Genomic DNA, 15499 nt, shown 5'->3' with positions numbered 1-15499 from the left:
GATGGGGGCCTCCTTCTGCTAGGGCATGTTTCAGTTTCCGGCGTTCCGTAGCTGATTAACAAACCATTCTATTTTTCACCACCTTCCACCTTCTTGTGACCCTGACTGATCACGAAAGAAGCGACGGTACATTTTCCCTGTATGTTGTCACGACTCCTCATTCTGCTGCTTGGTTCAGCTACCAGCGTATGGGCTCAGGTACCCCCTGCCGGATCACCGGACGTTTATTGGCGGATGAACGCCGGTACTTCAGTGCACAATGAAGTCAATATCCGGCAGGCAGGCACCGATCACCAGACTACGGTGATGCTGACCGGGCTGCAGAATGGAGTAACGTTGAGTCAGACGGGCCTGGCTCAACTGGCTGAACTGCACGTAACGGGCCAAACCAATCAATGCTTACTTACTCAAACCGGTGAACGAAATCGACTTACCGTTGGGCTTGCTGGCACGAACAATCAACTACGAATCAGTCAGGACGGCGGAGACGTTATGAGCCTGGCGGGGCTACAAACGAACAACGCCCGCCTTGACCTGATTCAGAAAAGTGGAAACAATACCCTGGTAGTGGATGGCCCTACTCTCGCCCCGAATTCGGGAGTGGCTCATCTGAAAATCGAGCAAACGGGTGGAGCTTCGGCACGTATCCAGCATGGCCCAACGATGGGTCGTTAATGAAAAGGTCATAGGTTGGTAGTTGATGGTTGTTGGCAGCGGTCCTTCGTGGTACCTGTGCAATCGGTTGCTTATTTATTTCACTGAATGGTTTTCTGTCGCCTCATGCGAAACGTCATCACTGTACTCATTTTCCTGCTGATGGGTTATACGGGTCTGGCTCAGGACCCGGACCTGGAAGGTTTTCTGGATGAAGGCACCATGGACGAAGCCGTGGTGACTGAAGAAGGTACTCAAACCCTGATTCTGGATAATACCCGCTCTAAAATTGGCCGGGACTTTTACGAAACCTTTTTTCAGCACTACGCAGAGTTACCCAAATTGGTGGGAATCCCCTTCCCGAGTGATTCCTCCCGTAGCATCGTACCCAACCTGGAACTCGATCTGACGGCTTTTGTGGTCACTATCGATGAGCTTCCGGCCTTTGGTATTGGCACTACCATTCTTGTCGTTTCGCTGAATGACCAGGTCATCTGGCAGAATTACGTACAGATCCGGGCGGACATTCTGGAACTCTACGCGTTTAATGCGGCGGAAGTCATTAATCAGTATGTCATCAATTACCAGGATGTACAAAATCAGCTGGGCAATGAAGACCAGCAAGGGTCCGGCCTTTTCTAGCTTTCTGCCGGCATCGAACCAATCCTCCTCCATTACCCATCGACACCAAAAACTATGCTGTACAAACGTTTACTTTTTCTTCTGTTTATAGGGGGAATCGCCGGGAAAGCCTCTAGTCAATCTTTCGTGTACCGACCCAACAATCCCAATTTTGGCGGAAATACGTTCAATTATGCCTGGATGCTTAGTTCAGCTACGGCCCAGGATCGCACCGTCGACCCAGCTGCCAAGCGGACCAACACGTCTACTGACACCCGTACCAACACCCTCGACAGTTACGCCCAAAGCCTGCAGAATCAGCTATTGAACCGAATTACCAATAACCTCATCGGTCAGCAGTTTGGGGAATCCACGCTGAAGCCCGGCACCTATACGTTTGGTGACTTCCGGGTTGAAATTGCCAATGGTACGCAGGGTGTGGTCGTTCGCATTGTGGATGGGAAAGGTGGCGAAACATCCATCACCGTACCCTATTTCTGATTCAACCCACGGCTCTAATGACCCCGGGTCTGCCCTTTTCCCCCATCTGAATTTTCACCCATGCGTTCCTCTTACCTACACCGCCTGCTGGTGCTTGTCATGCTAGGTGTGATGAGCAGTTGCACGTCCTTTTTTTACCAGCCTACGGCCCCCCGGCGGGCTCGGCTGGGCGAAGAAACGCCAACGACTACCAGTCTCCGTCAGTTGCCCGAAGCCCGGGAAAAAATCGTGGCTGCCGTCTACAAATTCCGGGACCTGACGGGGCAGTATAAACAATCCGAAACCGGTACGGGCTTCTCCACCGCTGTGACGCAGGGTACCACCAATATTCTGCTGAAGGCCATGGAAGAAAGCGGCTGGTTTATCCCCATTGAACGCGAAAACGTCAGTAACCTCCTCAACGAACGCAAGATTGTACGCTCCAGCGTAGCCCAGTTTAAAGACGGCGAGAACCTGCCTCCTTTGCTTTTTGCAGGGATTATTCTGGAAGGAGGCGTGGTTTCCTACGATGCTAACATCATTACGGGTGGCGGCGGACTTCAGTACTTCAGTGCCGGGGGGTCCACGCAGTATCGGCAGGATCGGGTAACGGTTTATCTGCGGGCCGTAGCTACGAAAACGGGAAAAATTCTCAAGACGATTTATACCTCAAAAACCATCTTATCCCAGACGGTCAACGCCAGTCTGTTTCGCTACGTCACCTTCAAACGACTGCTGGAAGCTGAAACCGGACTCACCACGACCGAGCCGGGTCAGATGGCCGTAACCGAAGCCATTGAAAAAGCCGTAGAAGGCCTCATCATCGAAGGCGTTCGGGATGGCCTGTGGGTACCCAGCGACAGCTCGGCGGTGGCCATGCAAAAAGTACTGGAAGCTTACGACACGGAAAAAAGCCGGATGACCGAAACCGACGTATACGGGATGCGACCCGAGGTGGGGGCTCCCAGGCTGACCATTCAGCCGTACTCCGGACTGATGCGGTACTCCGGTGATTACGCCCGGCATACCATCCGGGGTACGTACGGCGTTTCGGCTGACGTATATTTTACACCGAATGTAGGCATTCAGGCCAGTGGTTCCAGTGGCGTACTGGCCAGTGAGGGTGCCTTTTCGAATCGAATTACTACACTGGAGGGCAATTTGCTGTTCCGACTTACCCCTTATCAACGCTGGTCTTCGCTCCTCTTTGCGGGAGCAGGCCTGGTTACCCGAACGGGCCGATCACCGCTGGACTGGCAGGGCAATCGGGCGGTTCAGGCTCAGGGTGGCGTGGGCATTCAATACACGCCGAACGGTGTGCTGGGTTTTCGTACCACGATTGCTTATCATCAACCTTTCAGCGACGATCTGGACGGCATTACGGCCGGCACCCGCAATGATTATTACCTGCGGGCCACCCTGGGCGTAACGCTGAACATCGGCCGGAGGATGTCGGCCCGAACCACCGTCACACCTCTTCGCAAGTAGTTCAACACCCTTTCCTGACCCTGCCTCATGTCCTTGAAATCTACTTTTTTTTACCTCCTGCTCGCTTGTCTCGGCACGCTGCTAAGTTGTAACGAAGACCTTTATATTGAACCCGTCCAGCTCACCACGATTCGGGGCCGGGTGTTGTACAGCCCAACCCAGCAACCCCTTGGTAATGCGACGGTGCGACTTACCCCCGGTAACCGGATTGTTGCTACGGATTCATCGGGACTGTTTCGGTTTGATAGTGTAATTACCGGAACCTACACCATTCAGGCTTCCAAAACGGGTTACGGAACGGAAGTAGCCACGGTAGAAACTTCCGTCCGCACTTCGCCCCTGATTACGCTTCTGCTAAGGAATGATCAAGCCCTGAACCGTCCGCCCAGTACACCAACGCTGGTTGCTCCCGCCCAAAACAGTACCGGACAGCCCAACTCACTTATTCTTCGCTGGAAAGCTACGGACCCCAATCGCGATTCCCTGACGTATCAGGTGCAGCTATTTCGATCCGGCTCTGTTACCCCAACGGCTACCTTTGCCAACCTGAAAGTGGATACCCTGGTGCTGAATGGCCTAGATTATAACACCACCTATCTGTGGCAGGTAGTGATTACTGATGGTACGAATAGCGTCAATGGGCCCGTGTGGTCGTTTCAAACCGGAACGTATCCGGAGTTCAGTTACCTTTTTGCCCGGCGGATGAATGGCCAGTTTCAGATTTTTGGAGCAACGGCCAGCGGTACTGAAACCCAGCTTACCCGCCAGGGCAGCAACTGGCGGCCCATCGTGAGTCCCAACCGACAGAAAGTCGCGTTCATCTCCAATAGTGCTACCGACTTACACCTCTTTGTGATGAATCTGGATGGCAGTCAGCGGCAACAGGTGACTACCGTTCCGATTGCGGGTTTACTACCCACGGATCTGTCCTTCTGCTGGTCGCCCGACGGCACGCAACTGCTCTACCCCAGCAACGATCGCCTGTATGCCGTACGCACGGACGGAACGGGACTGCGTGCGGTGGCTCAGGCGGGAAGCGGACGCGTCTGGGCGGGTTGCGACTGGGTGAGTAGCCGCATCGTGGCCCGCAGTACGGGCACCAGCTTCTATGACAACGAACTACAGGTCATGAACGCGGATGGTAGTGCACCCCGAATGTTCTACGCACGCCGTACGGCCCGCGTGGGCAATCCGGTACTTTCCATTACGGGTCAGCAGGTTCTGTTTACCGCAGATGTTGCGGATTTTCAGAATGAGGAAGGCCGTCAGCTCGACAGCCGACTCCATAGTTTTGATCTCAACCGCAATACCCTCACCGAACTTTCGGTGGTCAATCTGCAGACCAGTAAAGTTGCCGGAACGAATGACCTCGACCCCCGCTTTTCGCCCAACGGAGCCAGTCTGATCTTCACGAATACGGACAATACCGGACAGGGTGTTCGGTCCGTTTATACCTCCGATGTTAACGGAGCCAATCGAAAGCTGATTTTGAGTCAGGCAGAAATGCCTTACTGGCGGTAAATTTCCTTGAGGTTCAGTAAGCGAAAACGCGTACGGAATTTTAGTTTCCGTACGCGTTTTCGTAGAAAAAAGGTCCTGTTGGGCCAATTCATACGTACCCCAGCAGCTGGACTAGAACCTGGGCTCTTCCAGTCCAACCATGTACAGGTCAAATCCACCTTTTCCACCCGGGCGATTCGAGGAGAAAATCATCAGGTTGTAATTGAATTGTGCCTGTAACTCCCAGGGAAGTATAGGGCGGTACTCATCCGAAGCCGTATTGATTCGTTCGCCCAGATTTTCGGGCGTTGACCACGTTCCGTTAACATTACGGGAGATGTATAAATCATATCCTCCTTCGCCACCGGCCCGATTGCTGGTAAAAACCATAACATTTCCCAGAATAGCCGGGCATTTGTCATCGGCAGTCGAAGAGAGTTCTTCCACTTTTTCAACGGGCAGCTGCTCCTCCGATTTCAACACTTCCAGCAGGGATTTCGTGGCAGGCAGTTTCACCCGGTAAATATCAAAGTTACCCGACCGGTTCGAGGTAAAATATACTTCACGAAATTGGCCCCTGTACCAATCCAGTGCCGTGGTTGTGCCCGTGTAGAACGTAGGATAAGCATCATCCGCGGAGCTATTTAAAAACGTTACCTCAAAGGGTCCTTCTACGTTTTCCTTGTTTCCGCCCGCATTATGTACGAAGCGAATATTCAGATTTCCCTCCCGATCGTCGGCAAATAACGTGAGGTACTTTCCATCCCCGGAACCCGTAGCCGGGTCATTTAGCTGGGGCATCTGGAAGGACAAAGACAGGGGGCCGAGCACATTGTAAGGGCCGTTGATGGCACGCACGTGGTTTTCCAGCGGCCGCATGTTAGTGAACACATCCAATCCTGAACGAACGTTCGTAGTGGCGGACAATTGCTGCGTATTTTCGTCATACACCAGCTCAAAGGGTTTGAAAACTAGATTATACCGATCTTTCAAGTCCCGCCTGGAGGAGAAAATCAGGGGCCCAAATCCGTATTTGTTGGGAGGTAACGCCGAATTGTAGTCGTCGTATTCGGAATTGAATTCAGTTAAATTAAGCGGAGTATTTAAAAACGTTCCGGCTTGCCGGGTGGTGTCGGTTTCATCGGATATACAGGAAGAAAATGCTCCGACAAGCAGCAACAGGGATAGGGTTGAGGAACGATACCAACGAGTCATAGGGAAAGGTTTCATTTAGGGTTTAGCCGTTCAGGCGTACTGAGGAAACGGTTCTGTTACGCTTATCAGGGGAAGCGACAGTGCTACGATTCCCGGCAGAAGGTTTCGAAGACGAAGACCCTATCCTGATTCCATACGTTGGAAGATCTTTCCGTTTTATTTTCAAAAGTACCCGTTGCTTTCCCGTAAAAACCCTTTGACCCGAACTGGGGCAAATCCAATTCTTCCAGCGTTCTCCCATAAAAAAGGCAGTTCGCAAGCACGGGGCTTGCCAACTGCCTGACTAGTTTCAGAGGTTATGCAGGAACTAAGGTTCTTCTAAAATTAATAGCCGGGATTCTGTCTCAGCTGCGGCGATACGTTCAATACGTTAAAGCCAATCGGGAAAATACTCGTGTGCGAATCGGCATCGGGTTGTTTGTCCCACCAGGTTCCGGTATTGAACTGATTAAAGCGGATCAGGTCCGTACGACGGCGGCCTTCACCCAAAAACTCGCGACCCCACTCATCGAGTAATTCCTGTTCGGTTAGCGTACTGCCATCCGCCGGATACAAACTCGGCGAGCCCGCCGGGTAGTTCCGCTTCCGAACGCGATTCAGCAACTCGGCTGCTTTCGCTTTATTTCCGGCCCGGAATTCGCATTCCGCTAATGTATAATAGACTTCAGCTAAACGAATTTCGGCGTAATCAGCTTCGATTTTGTGTTCGTCTTCCGTCCGGTAGAACGGGTACTTGAGCATGTATACGCCGGAGTTCTGGTCGGCGTGGTTCATGTTTGACTCTTTATCCGCCGGTACCTGATTGGGAGGCGTATTTTTAAACCAGCCCACCTGATCCCGAATGTACAATTTATAGCCACGGGTACTCGCCAGGGTATCGCGGTTGTTATTGTAAGTCAGATAACCGTAGAGGAACATCCCTTCCCGACTGTTGTTGCCCAGGTTGCGGTATTTCTTCAATCGAACGTCATCGCTGTACTTCTGGAACTTCACGAATGGCTTACCCAGCGTAAACGGATACTCGACGTTATCGACATTGCGGCCGGGCTGCAGGGCAAAACGGGGGTTACTGCCACCCCAGTCGGTGAAGCCCAGGTAGTTCTGGGGAGCATTGTAAGGCATCATCCACCAGTACATCCCGCCTTCGTACTGCCAATGCGAGCGACCAAACGTACCCGGAAAGGCAAAAATGGTTTCCGGTGATTGATCATTGTTCCAGTCAAACGGAGCATCCCAGCGGTTTTCAATCGTGTAGTTTCCGTATTTCCCTTCCACAATGTCCCGGCAGATCGTAGCACAATCAGCAAAATGATCTTCGTTGATGTATACCTTGGCGTTCAGGTACAGACGGGCCAGCAGCGTCATCGCTCCCGCCTTCGTCCAGCGACCCTGAAACAGTTCCGTACCGGCATCGCCCTTCATGGCCAGATCGGGCAGTGCTTCCTTGAGTTCCGTTTCAATAAATCGGAACGTTTCCTGCGGTGTCGATTGGGTCGTACCCTGCGTTTCGCCTTTGACCCGGGTGATGATTTCAATATTGCGGTAGAAATCAAACAGACGGATGTAATACCAGGCCCGCATGGTGCGGAGTTCGGCAATAAACTGCTTCTGCTCCGCCGCCGTCAAATTAAATTTGGCCGGATCAATGGCTTCAATATCCTGTAATGAGTTCGTGGCTAAAGCAACGCCCGTGTAGAGGTTATTCCAGGCACCGCTGGTGTATCCATCCTGCGACGTCCAGGTATGCTGGTGAGCCCGGATAAATTGTCCACCGTCGTACCAGTCACCTTCGCGGTTGGGCGTCATGAACTGATCCGCGGGCAATTCCTGCATAATAAACTGATCACCTTGCACCGTCCAGTATCCGTGTTCGAACGTCCGCAGAAACGTACGGTACACATCTTCCTTGGTTTGCAGGAAGTTTTCGGAGGTAATCCGATCGTACAGCGTCTCGTCCAGGTTCGTACAACTGCTGAGCACACTCGTGAATAAAATATAGGAAAGTATCTTTTTCATGTGAAGTAAAGGTTACAGACCCAGTTGGATTCCGGCCAGAATCTGGGTGGTCGTGGGATAATAGGAACGCGAGCTGTTGATACCCGGATACAAGCCGTTGATAGGGTACCGATCGGGATCGCCGCCCGTAAAGGACGTAAAAGTCAACAAGTTCCGGGCCGCCGCGTACAGACGAATCGAGCGGATGGATTTCAGATTTACTTTTGGCGTATAACCCAGCGTCACGTTATCCAGCTTCAGGAAGGAGCCATCTTCCAGGAAGTAATCCGATAAGATTACGGTCGTAGCTTGGTTGGTTAGTTTAGCGTATTTACCTCCGCCGTAGGCTGAAGTCAACACGTTCGCGTTGGATTGTGTACCCGGCGTACCGGTATAGAACGCCTGCGTATTGAACAGTTTGTAACCCACCACGGCCCGGAAGAATACCGAAGCATCCCACTTTTTGTACGTAAACGTGTTGTTTAAACTCAGGGTCGCTTTTGGTAAGCCGTTTCCTACCACGCGTTTATCGTCGTTGTTGGCTTTATCGGCGGGAATGATGTCTCCTTTCTGGTTGTACACGAGCAGTTTGCCATCATCACCCACACCCGCTGCGTGCAGCATGTAGAACGTACCGATCCGCTGACCTTCCTGTAAGCGTTGAGCCGTTCCAGGCGAACCGGGGCTGGGCAGACCTACGACGTCAATGTAGTTTTGGCCCTGATACGCCGCATTCGAGAAGGATACGAACTTGTTGCTGTTGGTAGCTCCCGCAAAGGCCATAGTATACGTAAAGGCAGACGTTGAAACGACCTGAGCATTCAGTTGTAATTCGATCCCCGAGTTTTGCATCGTTCCTACGTTAGCGTAGGTAGAACCCTGAATGTTGGGAGGTAGTGGTACCGAGTAAAAGCCCAGCAGATCCTTGTTCTTGCGGGTGTAGTAGTTGATACTTCCCGAAAACCGTTCCTTGAAGATCGAAAAGTCAATACCGAAGTTCAGGTTTTCCGCCGTTTCCCAGCGTAAGTCGTAGTTGGTATTCTGACTGGGTCCCCACACCTGATACTGCGATCCGTTGAGGGGATAGTAACCGTAGCCACTGTAGGTATCCAATGACAGGTAGTTACCGAAATCCTGGTTTCCGGTCACCCCGTAATCGGCCCGGAGTTTCAGATCGTCAATCCAGCTCAGGGTCTTCATAAAGGTCTCCTGGCTTAAACGCCAGCCCACCGAAGCCGCGGGGAAATTCCCCCACTTGTGGTTGTAACCAAACTTAGAAGAACCTTCACGGCGTAAGCTGGCCGAGAACAGGTATTTGTCCTGCAAGGCGTAGTTGATCCGACCGAAAAAAGCAATCAGGCGGGAATCGTTTTTGTAGGTTCCCATGCCATTGCGGCCTTCCACCTGCTGATACAGACCCGTGCCGATGTTGTTATACGTCAAGGCGTCGGAAGGCATCTGGCGGTTTTCGCCCGACAGACCTGAGCTTTGGAAGTACTGGTAGGAGTACCCTCCGAGTACCTTCACGTCATGGGCTCCTTTCGTCCATGAGTAGTTACCTACCCACTCCAGACTTCGCTGGTCGTACTTGTTATACGCCCGGCTGGCCGAGTTCATGCTACCCTGGTACTGAGCCGCGTAGGTAGAAGTCGAGGGCCGGAAGAAAAAGTCAAAGTAATCCCGGGTAAACTGGCCAAACGTCAACTGAGTGGTCAGCGTCGGCAGGATGTTTACGAGCAAACTGGCGTTGTAATCGAGAATCTTTCCTTCGGTACCGCTTTGTTCAGTACGTAGCCGTTCCACGGGGTTGAACGGTGACGAAAAGCCCGACTGAATACGGTTATAACGCGTCGGATTCTGGGGATCAAAAATAGGGAGGGTTGGATTGAGCGTCAGAGCCTGATCGAATGAATCGTAATCGGCATTATTGCTTTTGAAGTAACGCGGAGCTACGTTCAGGCTCAGCGTATACAGATTGTTGGCCGAGGTGTGATTGAGCATCAAACGAGCCCCGTACTCTTCACGACCCGAGCGTAAATCCAGACCCTGAGCATCCCGGTAATCCGCCGTAGCCCGGTAGTTATTGCGGGCATCGCCGCCGGAAAAGGACAGGCTATGTTTGTGGGAAAAAGCGGAAGCACGCGTAATGGATTTCAGCCAATCCGTCTGGGCACCGAAGTCCGTACCCCGGTTCTGAGCCAGAAACTCATTGGCCGAAAGTGTTTTCAAAGGCATTGCAGCGAAATCAAATGCTCCGTAGCCATTGTAATCCACCCGAGAACCCTGAGAGCCTTTTTTCGTCGTAATGATGATTACGCCGTTGCTACCACGGGTACCGTAAATAGCCGAAGCCGCTCCACCTTTCAGGACGTCAATCGATTCAATATCGTTCTGGTTGATGTTTTCGAGTACTCCACCGGGTACACCGTTCACGACTACCAGCGGTCCCAGACCTGCATCCCGCGAGGATACGCCTCGCAGCTGAATACTAGGCATGGAGTTTGGATCACCACCTCCCGTATTCGTAATGGTTAGACCAGAGACTTTACCCTGCAAAGCAGAAATAGGGTTCGTAACGCCCACCGTTAACAGGTCTTTTCCCGAAACGTGCGTAATGGCACTGGTTACCTCTTTTTTATCGAGGGTACCGTAGCCTACTACCACTACTTCCTGTAACGCACTGCTGGATTCCTCCAGCGTAACATTAATCACGGGCTGGTTGCCTACCGTAATTTCCTGTTTTACGTGACCTATGTACGTAAACGTTAATACGGAATTCGCACCCTGAACGTTAATTTTGTAATTCCCATCGGCATCCGTCAGCGTACCGTTATTGGTTCCTTTTTCAAGGATGGACACGCCGGGCAGCGGGCCACCGGTGTTGCTAATGACTTTCCCCGTAACCGTCACCGCCGCTGGCCTGGGGAGGGCCACCAACGAATAGCTGAATAAAAGTGCGGGCAACAATAGCCACAGGCCGCTCCATCGGCGGCGTGGGCCAGAAACATGTAAATACGAAAGCATGCAAGTAAAAGTGTTAGGATTAAGGGGCAGTTGGGGCTACGAAAAGTGCCAGTACACCAGGACCTAAATCAGAAAGAAAACAAAAGAAAGCAAGGGCTATTTTGCATCATTCACACAATAAATAGTATCCTGCAAAGTAAGATTTAGAAAGAAAGTACTGAGAATCCCTGCGTATCAATTTTGATTCAAATTGTCTCATAATATCTACCGTCTCACGCCGGCGTTGTAGTTTTAAAGACTAGTTGTATCGCGTGTATGAGGCGTTATCTTTTTTCAGTTCTATTGCTTCTGTGGGGAATCGGTTCCGGGGCTCAACCCCACTATTCCAACTTTAAATCGTATCAGGTTGCCGACGGTTTTTCCAGCAATACCATCACCTGTATTTTGCAGGATCGGCGGGGCTTTATGTGGTTTGGCAGCCGCAACGGTCTGAATCGCTTTGATGGCCATACAGTCAAAGTCTTTCATCACTCGGTGAAAGATTCGCTGAGTCTGGGAAGTAATACCGTTTACAGCCTGTGTGAAGATCAGCAGCAACGCTTGTGGGTGGGTACATCCAGGGGCGTCTACTGGTACAATCCCCGCCTGGAAACGTTCCAGCGTTTTAAGGGCATCCCTGCCAATGAAATCCGTTTTCTGCAAACGGACGCTCAACACCGCATGTGGATTATTGCGGGTTTCAGGCTTTATTGTTATCAGAATAACCGGGTTAAAGTCTACCCCTTTACTCATGATCAGGCGATCTTTTTACACGTCTCCGACCAGGGCACGGTTTGGGTGACGACGGAGAACGGTCATCTGAAAAAATACGACGCCTGTTCGGATCGTTTTCGGGATATTCTCCATCCAAGCCAGGTGTACGCCCGCATTGAAACGATGTATTCCATCGGCGATACGACGCTATTGCTGCGGCAGGGTAATCAGGTGTTGCTCCACCACATCCAGCAGCGACGGACGGTTCCTTTAACGGGCAGCAACGGCCTCGAAATGCGGGTCAATTCCATACTCCGAAAATCGCCGTACGAATTCTGGATTGGTACGGAATCGGGCATCTACGTTTACAATAGTCGCACGCAACAACTGACGCACATTCAGGCCCAGTACGGAAACCCCTATTCCATTACGAATAATGCCATCGCCTGTTTGTACCAGGATCGGGAACAGGGGATCTGGATTGGTACGGCCTTTGGAGGCGTTAATTACTATTCCGATCACCTGACGCATTTTACCAAATACATGCCCTTGCCGGGACAAAACAGCCTGAGTGGCAACGTCGTACACAGCATTCAGAAGGACGGCCAAGGCAACCTGTGGATTGGTACTGAGGACGCAGGTTTGAACAAGTTAAATCTGGCTACGGGGCATATCAAATCCTTTCGTCCCGGTTCGGGTCAGCACGGAATCAGTTATCAGAATGTTCATGGATTGCTGGTCGATGGAGACCGACTTTGGATTGGTACGCTCGAACACGGCCTGGACCTGATGGATTTGAAAACCGAAAAAGTGATCCGTCGGTACCGGTCTTCCCCCCAGACCGGCCACTTCAGCAGCGACTTTATCGTAACGCTGTACAAACGCCGGAACGGAGATATTCTGGTGGGTACCTGGAATGGCCTCTTCCGCTATCGGCCCCGGGAGGATGACTTTGTCGCCGAGCCCTTTTTTACTATCCAGACCCAAACCATTCACGAAGCCAGTGACGGTACGCTTTGGGTAGGAAGTTACGGTCATGGCGTTTATTACGCGAATGAACGAACCGGCAAACGGGGGCATTTTACCACCCGTTCGGGTCTTCGTACCAATTACGTCAATCACCTCTACGAAGATCGCCACCACCAGCTCTGGATTTGTACCGAAGGCGGCTTAACGCGTTACGATCCGGCCCAACACCGTTTTACGCACTATACCGTAGAAAACGGTTTGCCGGATAACCAGATATTTCGGGTGGAGGAAGACCGCTTCGGAAATATATGGATTTCCACCGGACGGGGTCTGGCCCGGTTTGATCCCCAGCGAAACCAGTGGCAGCACTACTTTACCGCCCACGGCTTACCTACCGAGCAGTTTAATTACAATTCATCCTTTAAAGACACCGATGGTAGCCTTTATTTCGGCACGGTCAAAGGACTTGTCCACTGGGATCCGGCTTCTTCGGTCCACCCGAATCAGTACGTTCCGCCCGTGTACATCACCGGGTTACAGGTAAACAATCAGGAAGTACGGATTGGGGCGAAAGATTCGATACTTCGGCAGTCCATTACCCATACTCCTTCCCTGGTGCTGTCCTACCGACAATCCACTCTGAGTCTGGACGTAGCGGCTTTGAGTTATACCAACGCACCGATCAATCAGTACCGGTATATGTTGGAAGGAATGGACCCGAACTGGGTTCATTTAAGTAATAACCGAAAGATTTATTACACCAACCTTCCGGCGGGTTCATACCGTTTTCGGGTACAGGGTTCGAATAATGACGGCATCTGGAATCCTAAAGAAACCGTACTTCGCATTCAGATTCTGCCTCCTTATTGGGCGACGCCCTGGGCCTATGTGCTGTATGCCAGTCTGGTTCTGCTCATTATTCTCATCATTTTCCGGTACTATCATTTAGCCGTTAGGGAAAAGAACAAAAGGCAGATAAAATCGCTTGAGATAGAAACGGAACGGGCCATTTATACGAGCAAAATTGAGTTTTTTACCAACGTGGCTCACGAAATTCGTACCCCGTTAACGCTCATTAAATTACCCCTGGATAAACTGCTGTTCCAGCCGATTCAGGACCCCCTTTTACGTGAAAGCCTGCACATGATGAAAAAACATACCAATCGTCTGATCGAGTTAACGAATCAGTTACTGGATTTTCGGAAAGCCGAATCCCAGAGTATTCGTCTTCATTTTGCCAATACCGACATTAATGCTTTGCTGAACGAACTCTGGCTCTGGTTTAAACCCGCCGCGGATGAGCGGAAGCTCAGCTTCAAGCTGGAATTACCCCGCATTACGCTACACGGCTTTGTCGATGAAGAAGCCCTACGGAAAATCCTGAGTAATCTGCTCAGTAATGCCATTAAGTACGCCGATTCCTCGATTCTGGTGAAATTGCTACCGTTTAGTAGTGAAGATGATTTGTTCCGAATTGAGGTCAGTAACGATGGCTACCGCATTCCACAGGAGTTAAAGGATAAAATTTTCGAGCCCTTTTACCGCATCAAGGAAACCGACCAGCAACCCGGTACGGGCATTGGACTGCCCCTGTCGCGAACGCTGGCGGAGCTACACAAGGGGACGCTGACGCTGGAAACCGACCGACTGGAGGTGAACTGCTTTCGGGTAAGCTTACCCATTCACCAGGAAAATGAGCTGGACTTTCCATCCTTTTCAACCAATGAACCTCCGGCAGAAGACGTACTAGCTCCACAGGATCTGGACCCTTCTAAACCGACGCTCTTACTCGTCGAGGATCAGCGGGAAATCAGTGCCTACATTCATCAGGAATTTAGTGACCGCTATAACGTCCTCATCGCTTACCACGGTCAGCAGGCTCTGGAAGTTTTGCAGCAGGAGAATGTGCAATTGGTCATCAGCGACATCATGATGCCCGTTATGGACGGCATTGAGTTGTGCCGGACTATCAAATCAGATTTGGCTTACAGTCACGTACCCGTAGTACTGCTCACGGCGAAGAACTCGCTACAGTCGAAAGTGGAAGGGCTGGAAGTCGGAGCGGATGCGTACCTGGAAAAACCGTTTTCGGTCATTCACCTGCAAGCCCAAATTGAAAGTTTACTGGCTAACCGGAACCGGGTGAAAGAGTACTTCGCCCGTTCGCCGCTGACGCCCTTCAAGGGGATGGCGTATACACCGGCGGATAAAGCTTTTCTGGAACAACTGAATCAGGTGATCTACGATCACATTATCGACATGGAACTGAACGTGGATCAGCTTTCCAGGCTTATGAACATGAGTCGGCCCACGCTTTACCGCAAAATCAAGGGTTTATCGGATCTAAGTCCGAATGAATTGATTAACCTTTCCCGCCTGAAAAAAGCCGCCGAGTTACTGGCCACGGGGCACTACAAAGTCAATGAAGCCGCCGCTCTGGTCGGGTACAGTTTGCCGACGAACTTTTCCCGTGATTTCCAAAAGCAGTTTGGCATCACGCCTAGTCAGTATATGCATGGGAAAGGTTAAGGTGTTGGATTTGGATTTTGCTGTTTGATTCAACTGAGATGTTTTATTAACCTATACCGGGTTTCGTCTTCATAACTGGCTGAATAGTAGCACGTGGTCCACTCCACGACTAACGATAGCTTGCTCAGGGCCGCCGCATTGCAACTATCGTAGGTCGTTCCGCGGTCCACATGCGGGAGATATTTTCATGCCTTGACCATAGTTGAGGGTTGCTAGAAAAATAAAATACCTTCATGGACGGCATAAACCCGATCTCCGTCCTATCGCATTCCATGCGGGGCATCCCATGCTGGAATTACATTCCGGGAATCGCATTCTGGGGCTCAAGCCG

General features: G+C 51.3%; 9 protein-coding genes. 6 read left to right on the top strand and 3 right to left on the bottom strand.

Going from position 1 to position 15499, the window contains the following annotated elements; all coding sequences use genetic code 11:
* Window positions 1-141 precede the first annotated feature (141 nt).
* The 5 genes from BWI93_RS13525 to BWI93_RS13505 all read left to right on the top strand — a co-directional run bounded on the left by BWI93_RS13525 (window position 142) and on the right by BWI93_RS13505 (window position 4764).
* Complete coding sequence (locus tag BWI93_RS13525; RefSeq protein ID WP_094812151.1) at window positions 142-675, top strand: hypothetical protein; 534 nt, start codon at window positions 142-144, stop codon at window positions 673-675.
* Between the two features lie 105 nt (window positions 676-780).
* The gene (locus BWI93_RS13520; RefSeq protein WP_094812149.1) at window positions 781-1296 is read left to right on the top strand and encodes a hypothetical protein; all 516 of its coding nucleotides are present in this window, start codon (window positions 781-783) and stop codon (window positions 1294-1296) included.
* Between the two features lie 54 nt (window positions 1297-1350).
* Window positions 1351-1776: a curli production assembly/transport component CsgF gene (locus tag BWI93_RS13515; protein ID WP_094812147.1), complete on the top strand. Its 426-nt coding sequence runs from the start codon at window positions 1351-1353 to the stop codon at window positions 1774-1776.
* Window positions 1777-1836: 60 nt separating this feature from the next.
* Window positions 1837-3243 carry a CsgG/HfaB family protein gene (locus BWI93_RS13510; RefSeq protein WP_094812145.1) on the top strand — a complete coding sequence of 469 codons (1407 nt, stop codon included), beginning with the start codon at window positions 1837-1839 and terminating at the stop codon, window positions 3241-3243.
* Between the two features lie 33 nt (window positions 3244-3276).
* Complete coding sequence (locus BWI93_RS13505; RefSeq protein ID WP_255157857.1) at window positions 3277-4764, top strand: carboxypeptidase regulatory-like domain-containing protein; 1488 nt, start codon at window positions 3277-3279, stop codon at window positions 4762-4764.
* Between the two features lie 111 nt (window positions 4765-4875).
* Here BWI93_RS13505 and BWI93_RS13500 read toward each other — a convergent pair whose 3' ends face one another.
* The 3 genes from BWI93_RS13500 to BWI93_RS13485 form a co-directional block, all read right to left on the bottom strand.
* Window positions 4876-5958: a PD40 domain-containing protein gene (locus BWI93_RS13500; protein WP_176454215.1), complete on the bottom strand. Its 1083-nt coding sequence runs from the start codon at window positions 5956-5958 to the stop codon at window positions 4876-4878.
* 324 nt (window positions 5959-6282) lie between these two features.
* A complete protein-coding gene (locus BWI93_RS13490) occupies window positions 6283-7974 on the bottom strand; it encodes a RagB/SusD family nutrient uptake outer membrane protein (RefSeq protein ID WP_094812137.1) in 1692 nt (563 codons plus the stop codon).
* 12 nt (window positions 7975-7986) lie between these two features.
* Window positions 7987-10977, bottom strand: coding sequence for a SusC/RagA family TonB-linked outer membrane protein (locus tag BWI93_RS13485; protein ID WP_094812135.1), 2991 nt, complete (start codon window positions 10975-10977; stop codon window positions 7987-7989).
* A 255-nt stretch (window positions 10978-11232) separates the two neighbouring features.
* Here BWI93_RS13485 and BWI93_RS13480 point away from each other — a divergent pair, with 255 nt between their 5' ends.
* Complete coding sequence (locus tag BWI93_RS13480; protein ID WP_094812133.1) at window positions 11233-15168, top strand: two-component regulator propeller domain-containing protein; 3936 nt, start codon at window positions 11233-11235, stop codon at window positions 15166-15168.
* The last annotated feature ends 331 nt before the right edge of the window (window positions 15169-15499 follow it).

The organism is Siphonobacter sp. BAB-5385, assembly GCF_002261125.1.
GTDB lineage: Bacteria > Bacteroidota > Bacteroidia > Cytophagales > Spirosomataceae > Siphonobacter.
This window is presented reverse-complemented; position numbering and strand designations above follow the sequence as displayed.